General features: G+C 63.3%; 7 protein-coding genes. All 7 read right to left on the reverse strand.

The annotated features are described in order from the left end of the window. Positions 1-49 precede the first annotated feature (49 nt). Positions 50-916 (reverse strand): S-formylglutathione hydrolase, encoded by an 867-nt coding sequence (gene fghA, locus WH265_RS22350; protein WP_339559702.1) that lies wholly within the window; start codon positions 914-916, stop codon positions 50-52. Continuing rightward, complete coding sequence (locus tag WH265_RS22355) at positions 909-2,210, reverse strand: DEAD/DEAH box helicase (RefSeq protein ID WP_339559703.1); 1,302 nt, start codon at positions 2,208-2,210, stop codon at positions 909-911. The genes fghA and WH265_RS22355 overlap by 8 nt, the downstream gene beginning before the upstream one ends. 135 nt (positions 2,211-2,345) lie before the next feature. After that, positions 2,346-3,461, reverse strand: coding sequence for an S-(hydroxymethyl)glutathione dehydrogenase/class III alcohol dehydrogenase (locus WH265_RS22360; RefSeq protein WP_339559704.1), 1,116 nt, complete (start codon positions 3,459-3,461; stop codon positions 2,346-2,348). 60 nt (positions 3,462-3,521) lie between these two features. Further along, positions 3,522-3,788, reverse strand: a complete 267-nt coding sequence (locus WH265_RS22365) for a metal/formaldehyde-sensitive transcriptional repressor (RefSeq protein WP_021026096.1) — start codon at positions 3,786-3,788, stop codon at positions 3,522-3,524. Positions 3,789-4,005: 217 nt separating this feature from the next. After that, positions 4,006-5,481 (reverse strand): glutamate synthase subunit beta, encoded by a 1,476-nt coding sequence (locus WH265_RS22370; protein WP_339559705.1) that lies wholly within the window; start codon positions 5,479-5,481, stop codon positions 4,006-4,008. Positions 5,482-5,585: 104 nt separating this feature from the next. Further along, positions 5,586-10,367 (reverse strand): glutamate synthase-related protein, encoded by a 4,782-nt coding sequence (locus WH265_RS22375; RefSeq protein WP_339559706.1) that lies wholly within the window; start codon positions 10,365-10,367, stop codon positions 5,586-5,588. Positions 10,368-10,545: 178 nt separating this feature from the next. Further along, complete coding sequence (locus tag WH265_RS22380) at positions 10,546-11,247, reverse strand: transposase (protein WP_339559707.1); 702 nt, start codon at positions 11,245-11,247, stop codon at positions 10,546-10,548. Positions 11,248-11,274 lie beyond the last annotated feature (27 nt).

Raw genomic sequence — 11,274 nt, forward strand, 5'->3', positions numbered from 1 at the left:
GCCCCGTGGGGCTGCAGCGCCTGGCAGAAATCCGCGTATCTGGCTTTGTTTACAGCTGGCTCACGTGAAAGCGCAGGTGCTCGTCGATAAAGCTCTGGATGAAGTAGTAGCCATGGTCATAGCCGCCATGGCGGCGAAGGGTCAGCGGCTGGCCGACCTGGGCGCATGCGGCTTCAAAGGCTTCGGGCAGCAGCTGCTTTTCCAGCAAGAACTTGTCGGCCAGGCCCTGGTCGATAAGGATGCCGGCCGGGTATGGCGGCTGCTTTTGCGCCGCCATCAGGGCGGTGGCATCGTGCTTGGCCCATTCGGCCTGGTTATCGCCCAGGTAGCCGGCAAAGGCTTTCTGGCCCCAGGGGCAGTTAATGGGATTGGCAATCGGCGCAAAGGCCGAAACCGACTTGAACACGCCGGGGTGGCGCAGCGCCAGGGTCAGCGCGCCATGGCCGCCCATGCTGTGGCCAAAGATGCCCAGGCGTTGCAGGTCGATCGGCAGCTTGGCGCCCAAGAGCGGCAGCAGGTCTTCGAGGATGTAGCTTTCCATGCGCCAGTGCAGCACCCAGGGCTTGGCCGTGGCATCCAGGTAAAAACCGGCCCCCACGCCAAAATCCCAGCTCTCTGCCTCGCCAGGCAGGCCCGCGCCGCGCGGGCTGGTGTCGCAGGTCACCAGGGCCACGTTCAGCGACGCCGCCAGGCGCTGGGCGCCGGCCTTGGTCATGAAGGTCTCTTCGGTACAGGTCAGGCCTGCCAGGTACAGCAGCGCGGGCACTTTCTCGCCCTCCACCGCCTTGGGCGGCAGAAACACCGAGAACTTCATCGCCAGGCCGATCTGGCTGGAGAAATGCTCATAAAAACGCTGGGCGCCGCCAAAGCAGGCATGGGCCGCCTGCAGCTTGAGGCTGGCTTGGGCTTCAGACATCGGAATTTCCTTCGCTAGGGGGTTGCGGGGATGCGGCCTGGGCAGCCGCTGCACGCAGCTTGTCTTTCTTGCTCATGCGCTTGCCCTTGATGCCGCCATTGCCGGCGTCTTCAGAGGGCGCATGCGCGGGCACCGCTTCGGTGACCGGGTACTGGTCCAGCGTCTGCAGCGCCACATCGAGCCCATTGCGCTTGGCAATCAGCTTCCAGTGCGCCAGGCTGGCGGGGGTCACCAGGCTGATGGCCAGGCCCGAGATACCAGCCCGGCCGGTACGACCGATGCGGTGGGTGTAATCGGTGGGCGAGCGCGGCAGGTCGTAGTTGATCACCAGGGGCAGTGCCTCGACATGGATGCCACGCGCGGCCAGATCGGTGGTGACCAGCACCTGCCACTGGCTGCTGCGGAACTCCTGCAGCACCTGCTGGCGCGCGCCCTGGCTCAGCTCGCCATGGAAGGCGGTGGCGCTGATGCCCTTGTCATAGAGCTTGTTGGCTACATGCTCGGCGCTGTAGCGGCTGGCCACAAACACCAGCATGCGCTGGCCGGTGTACTGGGTGACCAGCTCACGCAGCCAGGCCGTGCGCTTGGCGGCATCGAGGTAGTAGGCCTCCTGCACGATGGTGGCATCCTGCAGGTGGGTCGAGGCGATCTCCACCGTCTCATGCGTGGCACGCAGCAAGGTGGGCACCAGCGCCTGCACCGCCGGGGCAAAGGTGGCCGACAGCAGCAGGGTCTGGCGCTGCTCACGCGCGGGCACCAGGCCCAGCACGCTTTGCAGCTCCTCGGCAAAACCCAGGTCCATCAAGCGGTCGGCCTCGTCCAGCACCAGGGTGCTGATGGTGTCCAGCCGCAGCTTGCTGTGCGCCACCACATCGAGCAGGCGCCCGGGCGTGGCAATCACCAGATCCACGCCGCCACGCAGGGCCAGCAGCTGGGGATTGATGGAGACACCACCGGTGAGCACGGCCACCTTGGGGCGGCGGCCCAGGGACTCGCCAACAAAATAGACCAGCTCGGCCACCTGGGTGGCCAGCTCGCGCGTGGGCACCAGGATCAAGGCCTGCGTCTCGTGGCGGCCCGCCTGGCCTGCCGCGTCGCTCAGCATCCAGGCCTGCATCAGGGGCAGCACATAGGCCGCCGTCTTGCCCGAGCCGGTCGGCGCGCAGCCCAGCAGGTCACGCCCGTCCAGAATGGCCGGAATGGCTTGGGTCTGGATGGCCGTGGGTGCAATCAGGCCATGGGCCTGGGCAGCGTGGGCCAGCGACGGAGCAAGGCCAAGAGAGGTAAAAGACATGGATTTCAATGGTGCGGGCCGGGCCGCAGGGACAACAAGCCTCGCATTGTCGCCCCTGGCAGCGCCGCCAGCGCTGCGCAGGACTATTGCAGCGCATGCTGGCAGCCGGCGCTGGTCAGCTTCGGCCAGCAGTGCTTAGCTGGCGTAATTGACCACCGAGCGGATCGACTTGCCTTCATGCATCAGGTCGAAAGCCTCGTTGATCTTGGCCAGGCCCATGGTGTGGGTGACAAAGGGCTCGAGCTTGATCTTGCCGGCCATCGCGTCTTCGACCATGCCGGGCAGCTCGCTGCGCCCCTTGACGCCGCCAAACGCGGTGCCCAGCCACTTGCGGCCGGTCACCAGCTGGAAGGGACGGGTAGAGATTTCCTGGCCCGCGCCCGCCACGCCGATGATCACGCTCTGGCCCCAGCCACGGTGCGCGCATTCCAGCGCTGCACGCATCACCTGCGTGCTGCCGATGCATTCAAAGCTGTGGTCCACGCCCCAGCCGGTCATCTCGACGATCACTTGCTGGATCGGCTTGTCGAAATCCTTGGGGTTGATGCAGTCGGTCGCGCCAAAGGTCTTGGCCAGCTCGAACTTGCCGGGGTTGGTGTCCACCGCAATGATGCGGCCGGCCTTGGCCAGCTGCGCGCCCTGGATTACCGCCAGGCCAATGCCACCCAGACCGAACACGGCCACGGTATCGCCATCTTGCACCTTGGCGGTGTTCTTGACAGCGCCCAGGCCGGTGGTCACGCCACAGCCCAGCAGGCAGACCTGCTCGGGATTGGCATCGGGGTTGACCTTGGCCAGCGACACCGCTGCCACCACGGTGTACTCCGAGAACGTGGAGCAGCCCATGTAGTGGTAGATCGGCTCGCCGTTGTAGCTAAAGCGCGTGGTGCCATCGGGCATCACACCCTTGCCCTGGGTGGCGCGCACCGCCACGCAGAGGTTGGTCTTGCCACTCTTGCAGAACAGGCATTCGCCGCACTCTGCCGTGTACAGCGGAATCACGTGGTCGCCCGGCTTGACGCTGGTGACGCCCTCGCCCACTTCCACCACGATGCCGGCGCCTTCATGGCCCAGCACCGCCGGGAAGATGCCTTCGGGGTCATCACCGCTCAAGGTGAAGGCATCCGTGTGGCACACGCCCGTGTGGGTGATCCTGACCAGCACTTCGCCCTTCTGGGGCGGCGCAACGTCGATCTCGACAATCTGCAAAGGCTCTCCGGCTTTGAAGGCAACAGCGGCGCGGGATTTCATGGGTGGACTCCTTGGGTCAAAAACGGGGGAAAACAGTCAGGCGCGGTCACGACCACAGGCCTATTTGAGGTACGAACGCAGCAGCGACAGCATTTCGTCAATGTCCGCTTGCGATGGCGCCGGCTGCTTGGCCATGGTCTCGCGCATATGGCCATCGAGCAAGTCGGCCATCAGGCCGTGTACGGCCCCGCGCATGGCGGCGAGCTGCTGCAGGATGGGGGCGCAATCACTGCCCGCCTCCACCGCCCGCTCCAAGGCCTCCGCCTGGCCCTTGATGCGGCGCAGGCGGGTGATGGCGCGGTGCTTGTCTTCGGCGTTATGGGGCATGGCAGGCGGTGTTCGCAACGGCGCAAAAGCACGCCAAACTCAGGTACTGGGCCAGAGTATAAATGTAATTTATAAAAATTACATATGAAAAATAGATGAAAACCCCAGGTACCCCCTGGGGGTATGCTGAATATCTCGGATATTCTCAGGCCGAGCAGGCACAAAAAAAAGACCGCAGCCTCGGCTGCGGTCTTGGGTGGGTGAGTAGCTAGCGGTTTTAGCGCGGCAGATCGCTCCAGCCCATCAGGTACTCGTCGATGGAGCGGGCAGCCTGGCGGCCTTCGCGGATGGCCCAGACCACCAGCGACTGGCCACGGCGCATGTCGCCAGCGGCAAATACTTTGTCCACATTGGTGGCGTAGCCGCCTGTGAAGTCGGTGGTGGCGCGGGCGTTGCCACGGGCGTCCTTGTCGACGCCAAAGGCCTCCAGCACCGGCGAGACCGGGTTCACAAAGCCCATGGCCAGCAGCACCAGGTCGGCGGGCCATTCCTTTTCGGAGCCCTTGACTTCGCTCAGCTTGCCGTCCTTGAACTCGACCTGCACGGTGGTCAGGCTCTTGACCTTGCCCTTGTCGCCGTTGAAGGTCTTGGTCGAGATCGCGAACTCACGCACGGCACCCTCTTCATGGCTGGAGCTGGTGCGCAGCTTGATCGGCCAGTAGGGCCAGACCAGGGGCTTGTTTTCCTCTTCGGGCGGCATGGGCATCACCTCGAACTGGGTGACGCTCTTGGCGCCGTGGCGGTTGCTGGTGCCCACGCAGTCACTGCCGGTGTCGCCACCGCCGATGACGATGACGTCCTTGCCATCCGCACGGATCTGGCCCTTGAGCTTGTCGCCGGCATTGATCTTGTTTTGCTGGGGCAGGAACTCCATCGCGTAGTGCACGCCGTCCAGCTCACGGCCGGGCACGGGCAGATCGCGCGACTGCTCGGAGCCGCCGGTCAGCAGCACCGCGTCGAACTCGGACTTGAGCTGCTCGGGCGAGACGGTTTCCTTGGCCCAGTTGGTGACCTTGCTGTCCTTGCCCAGGCCGTCCTTGCCCGCCACCAGCACGCCGGTGCGGATGGTCACGCCTTCGGCTTGCAGCTGGGCGGCGCGGCGGTCGATGTGCAGCTTGTCGAGCTTGAAGTCAGGGATGCCGTAGCGCAGCAGGCCGCCGATGCGGTCGTTCTTTTCGAACAGGGTCACCGCATGGCCTGCACGGGCCAACTGCTGGGCAGCGGCCATGCCGGCAGGGCCGGAGCCGACCACGGCCACTTTCTTGCCGCTTTGGTGCTTGGCGGGGCGCGCCTGCACCCAGCCCTCTTCCCAGGCACGGTCAATGATGGCGTGCTCGATGGACTTGATGCCCACCGGGTCGTTGTTGATGTTCAGCACGCAGGCTGCTTCGCAAGGCGCGGGGCAGATGCGGCCGGTGAACTCGGGGAAGTTGTTGGTCGAGTCCAGCACATGAAAGGCTGCCGCCCAATCGGCGCGGTACACCAGATCGTTGAAATCCGGAATGATGTTGTTGACCGGGCAGCCGCTGTTGCAGAACGGCGTGCCGCAGTCCATGCAACGGGCGCCTTGCTGCTTGGCCTGCTGCGAGTTCAGGCCAACAACAAATTCCTTGTAGTGCTTGAGGCGATCTTCAACGGGTGCATAACCCTCGTCGATACGCGCAAATTCCATAAAGCCTGTGACTTTTCCCATGATCGGATCTCTTGCTTGGCTGCTGCCCGCGCCGCGTTGGCGGGGACAGCAATCGTGGTCATTAATAAGGGGCTGGGTGCTTGGCGGCCAGGCCGCCAGGGGCCTCACTTTGCGGCGGCGTCCACACTCTTCTTGGCCGAGGTCTTGGCCTTAGCGACCTGCGCCTTGGCTTCGGCGCGGGCATGGATCTCACCCAGCGCGCGCTTGTACTCGGTCGGGAAGACCTTGACGAACTTGCTGCGCACTTCCGCCCAGTTGTCCAGCAGATCACGGGCACGCTTGCTGCCGGTCCAACGCAGGTGGTCGGCGAGCAGGCGCTTGAGCTGCGCTTCGTCGGTCTGGCCGTTGTGCCAGATGCCCTTGTCGATGCTGGCCTCTTGCTCGGACTGGCTCAGCACCTTGTCCATGGTCACCATCGTCGTGTTGCAGCGGCTGGCGAACTGGCCGTCTTCGTCATAGACGTAGGCCACGCCACCGCTCATGCCGGCTGCAAAGTTGCGGCCGGTCTTGCCCAGCACCAGCACGGTGCCGCCGGTCATGTATTCGCAACCATGGTCACCCGTGCCTTCGACGACTGCCGTGGCACCCGACAGGCGCACTGCAAAGCGCTCGCCAGCCACGCCGCTCAGGAAAGCCTCACCGGTGGTCGCGCCATACATCACGGTGTTGCCGACGATGATGTTCTTGTGCGCTTCGCCACGGAAATCCAGGCTAGGGCGCACCACCACGCGGCCGCCGGACAGGCCCTTGCCGGTGTAGTCGTTCGCGTCCCCCACCAGGTACAGGGTGATGCCGTTGCACAGGAAGGCGCCAAAGGACTGGCCGCCCGTGCCTTCGACACGGATGTGGATGGTGTCGTCAGGCAGGCCTTCGGCATGCACCTTGGTCACCGCGCCCGAGAGCATGGCGCCCACGGTGCGGTTCACATTGCGCACGGTCTCCAGGATCTTGACCCGCTCGCCCTTGTCGATGGCTGGGCGCGACTTCTCGATCAGGATGTTGTCGAAGGCCTTTTCCAGACCATGGTCCTGGTTTTGCGTGTGGTAGAGCGGTACATCGTCCGCCACTTCGGCACGGGCCAGCAGGCGGTTGAAGTCCAGGCCCTTGGCCTTCCAGTGGGTGATACCGGCCTTCATGTCCAACAGATCGGCACGGCCCACCAGGTCGTCGAACTTGGAGATACCCAGCTGGGCCATGATCTGGCGCGCTTCTTCGGCGATGAAGAAGAAGAAGTTCACCACATGCTCGGGCTTGCCGCTGAATTTCTTGCGCAGCTCGGGATCTTGCGTGGCCACACCCACCGGGCAGGTGTTGAGGTGGCACTTGCGCATCATGATGCAGCCCTCGACCACCAGCGGTGCGGTGGCAAAGCCGAACTCATCGGCGCCCAGCAGCGCACCGATCACCACGTCGCGGCCGGTCTTCATCTGACCGTCTGCCTGCACACGGATACGGCTGCGCAGGCCGTTGAGCACCAGGGTCTGCTGGGTTTCGGCCAGGCCGATTTCCCAAGGCGAGCCCGCATGCTTGATCGACGACCAGGGCGATGCGCCCGTGCCGCCGTCATGGCCGGCGATCACCACATGGTCGGCCTTGCACTTGGCAACGCCGGCGGCAATGGTGCCCACGCCCACTTCGGACACCAGCTTGACGCTGATCGACGAATGGGTGGCGACGTTCTTCAGGTCGTGGATGAGCTGGGCCAAGTCCTCGATCGAGTAGATGTCGTGGTGCGGTGGGGGAGAGATCAGGCCCACACCCGGCACCGAGTAGCGCTGCTTGCCGATGTACTCGGTCACCTTGCCGCCTGGCAGCTGGCCGCCTTCACCGGGCTTGGCACCCTGCGCCATCTTGATCTGGATCTGGTCCGCAGAGGCCAGGTACTCGGCCGTCACACCAAAGCGGCCCGATGCCACTTGCTTGATGCGCGAGCGCAGGCTGTCGCCGTCTTGCAGCACGTAGTCCGATTCGATCTGGTCCTTGCCGATGATCGACGCCAGCGACTCGCCCTGCTTGATCGGGATACCCTTCAACTCATTGCGGTAACGGGCGGGGTCTTCACCGCCTTCGCCGGTGTTGCTCTTGCCGCCGATGCGGTTCATCGCCACGGCCAGGGTCACATGGGCCTCGGTACTGATCGAGCCCAGCGACATGGCGCCGGTGGCAAAGCGCTTGACGATCTCGGCCGCCGATTCGACCTGCTCGACCGGGATGGCCTTGGCAGGGTCGATCTTGAACTCGAACAGGCCGCGCAAGGTCATGTGGCGCTTGCTCTGGTCGTTGATCAGCTGCGCGTATTCCTTGTAGGTGTTGAAGCTGTTGGCGCGGGTCGAGTGCTGCAGCTTGGCAATCGCATCGGGGCTCCACATATGCTCTTCACCCCGGGCACGCCAGGCGTATTCGCCACCGGTGTCCAGCATGGTGGCCAGCACCGGGTCGTTGCCAAAGGCTGCCTTGTGGCGGCGGATGGCTTCTTCACCGATCTCGAACACGCCCAGGCCTTCGACGCGGCTGGAGGTGCCGGTGAAGTACTTGTCGATGGTTTCGCTGTTGATGCCGACGGCCTCGAACAGCTGCGCACCGCAGTAGGACATGTAGGTGGACACACCCATCTTCGACATGATCTTGGACAGACCCTTGCCGATGGCCTTGATGTAGTTGTAGATCGCCTTGTCTGCCGACAGATCGCCGGGCAGGTGCTTGTGGATCGAGGTGATCGTCTCGAGCGCCAGGTAGGGGTGCACGGCTTCGGCACCGTAGCCGGCCAGCACGCCGAAGTGGTGCACTTCGCGGGCGGTGCCGGTTTCCACCACCAGACCACAGGCCGTACGCAGGCCTTCGCGGATCAGGTGCTGGTGGATGGCCGACAGCGCCAGCAGTGCCTGGATGGCCACGCGGTCCTTGCTGACACCCTTGTCGCTGATGATCAGGATGTTGTTGCCGGTCTTGATCGCATCAACCGCTTGTGCGCACAGCGAAGCCAGGCGCGCTTCCACGCCTTCACTGCCCCATTCCAGCGGGTAGGTGATGTCGAGCACGGCCGAGCTGAACTTGCCAGCGGTATGCGAGCGGATGTTGCGCAGCTTGACCATGTCGGTGAAGTCCAGCACCGGCTGGGTCACTTCCAGACGCAGCGGTGGGTTCACCTGGTTGATGTCGAGCAGGTTGGGCTTGGGGCCGATGAAGGACACCAGGCTCATCACAATCGCTTCACGGATCGGATCGATCGGCGGGTTGGTCACCTGCGCGAACATCTGGCGGAAGTAGTTGTACAGCGGCTTGTTCTTGTCCGAGAGCACAGCCAGCGGGCTGTCATTGCCCATCGAGCCAATGCCTTCTTCGCCGTTGGCGGCCATCGGGCTCATCAGGAACTTGATGTCTTCCTGGGTGTAGCCAAAGGCCTGCTGCAGGTCCAGCAACTCGGGCGACTGCTGCTCATCGGCAATCGCGCCGAACTCTTGCGAGGCCTTGGCCTGCTGGTCGACCTGCGACTCGCCGGCTACGGGCTTTTCCACATCGTCCAGGCGGATGCGCAGGTCTTCGATCCAGCGCATATAGGGCTTGGCATTGGTCAGCGAGGACTTGACTTCTTCGTCGTCGATCAAGCGGCCCTGGTCCAGATCGATCAGGAACATCTTGCCGGGCTGCAGGCGCCACTTGCGCACGATCTTGTGCTCGGGCACAGGCAGCACGCCCGATTCGGAGCCCATGATGACGAAGTCATCGTCGGTCACGCAGTAGCGGGCAGGGCGCAGGCCGTTGCGGTCCAGGGTGGCGCCAATCTGGCGGCCATCGGTGAACACGATCGATGCGGGGCCATCCCAGGGCTCGATCATCGCGGCATGGTATTCATAGAAAGCGCGGCGGCGCGAATCCATCGTGGCGTGCTGTTCCCATGGCTCGGGGATCATCATCATCACGGCCTGGGCCAGAGGGTAGCCTGCCATGGTCAGCAGCTCCAGGCAGTTGTCGAAGGTGGCCGTGTCGGACTGGTGCGCAAAGCTGATCGGGTAGAGCTTTTGCAGGTCATTGCCCAGCACGGGCGAGCTCATCACGCCTTCGCGGGCACGCATCCAGTTGTAGTTGCCCTTGACGGTGTTGATTTCACCGTTGTGCGCCACATAGCGGTAAGGGTGGGCCAGTGGCCATTCGGGGAAGGTGTTGGTCGAGAAGCGCTGGTGCACCAGACCCAGCGCTGAGACGCAGCGCTCATCTTCCAGATCGCGGAAGTAGGTGCCCACCTGGTCGGCCAGCAGCAGACCCTTGTAGATCACGGTGCGGCTGCTCATGCTGGGCACGTAGTACTCTTTGCTGTACTTGAGCTGCAGGTTCTGGATCGCCGCGCTGGCGGTCTTGCGGATCACATACAGCTTGCGCTCCAGCGCATCCTGCACGATCACATCGGCGCCACGGCCGATGAACACCTGGCGGATGACAGGCTCTTTCTCGCGCACCGTAGGCGACATTGGCATTTCGCGGTTGACCGGCACATCGCGCCAGCCCAGCAGCACCTGGCCTTCGGCCTTGATGGCGCGCTCCAGCTCTTCCTCGCAGGCCAGACGCGATGCATGCTCCTTGGGCAAAAACACCATGCCCACGCCGTATTCACCAAACGGCGGCAGCTTGACGCCCTGGGCGGCCATCTCGTCGCGGTAGAGCGCATCGGGCAGCTGGATCAGGATACCGGCGCCATCACCCATCAGCTTGTCGGCACCCACCGCACCCCGGTGGTCCAGGTTCTCCAGAATCTTCAGAGCCTGGGTCACGATGGCATGGCTCTTCTGGCCCTTGATGTGGGCCACAAAACCGACGCCGCAGGCATCGTGTTCCAGAGTCGGGTCATACAGACCCTGAGCTTGCATGTGCTCGCGTGCAGAAGCCGACATGGCGCAATCCTTCAAATAATCTATCGCGGGAAGGTCAATGTAGAGCAGCTGGCAATACCCGAGCAAGATTTTTATTTAGGGTCAGATACCAATTATTTTCAAATGATTTTTCTCAACAATTAATTAGGGTCATATTTAAATTGGCAAAATTATCGTTGATTTATATGACATTTTTAATTCATTCGTCGGAAGGAGCTAGCAGACGGGGACGGCCCGCACTCTTTTTGTGCAGCCTGCGCACCGTTTTGGACTGCAGGGATTGCACAAAGTCCTCACTGCCCATCGCCCAGCCGCCCTGAACTGCATCTGTCAGCGCCCGGGAGTCGCGCTGCGACAGGCCATAGGCCAGCATTTGGGCATAACGGGCCTCCCGCGCAAAGGGGGTGTTGCCCAAGGCCCAGAAAGCGGCCGGATCGCGCAGCCAAGCCAGCGGTTTTGCACCAAAATGGTGCGCGCAGCTGGACCAGGGGTAGTCTTCCGCCTTGGCGACCAGGCCTGCACGCTGCGGGTTGGAATCGATATAGATGATGCATTGCAGCAACGGCTCGGCCGGTTCAAGCACCGTCGAGCGGTAGCGCCCTTCCCACAAGGTGCCGCTGCGCCCGTGCCGGGCATTGAAATAACGCACATAGGCCCGGCCCAGCGCCTGCATCAAGAGCGGCAGGCCCTGCTCGGTCTGAGGTGTTAAGAGCAGATGGAAATGGTTGGGCATCAGCACAAAGGCATGCACTGCCACCAGATGGGTCTGCGCCAGCTGGCGCAGCAAATCGCCGAAATGTCGGAAATCCTCGTCATCGACAAAAACCGTCTGCCGGTTGTTGCCCCGGTGCAGCACATGGTGCGGCATGTCAGGAATGCTGAGTCGGGGAAGGCGGGCCATAGGCGTAATGGGCGAGGACGGCGGATG

This window comes from Comamonas sp. MYb396 (assembly GCF_037479555.1).
GTDB lineage: Bacteria > Pseudomonadota > Gammaproteobacteria > Burkholderiales > Burkholderiaceae_C > Comamonas.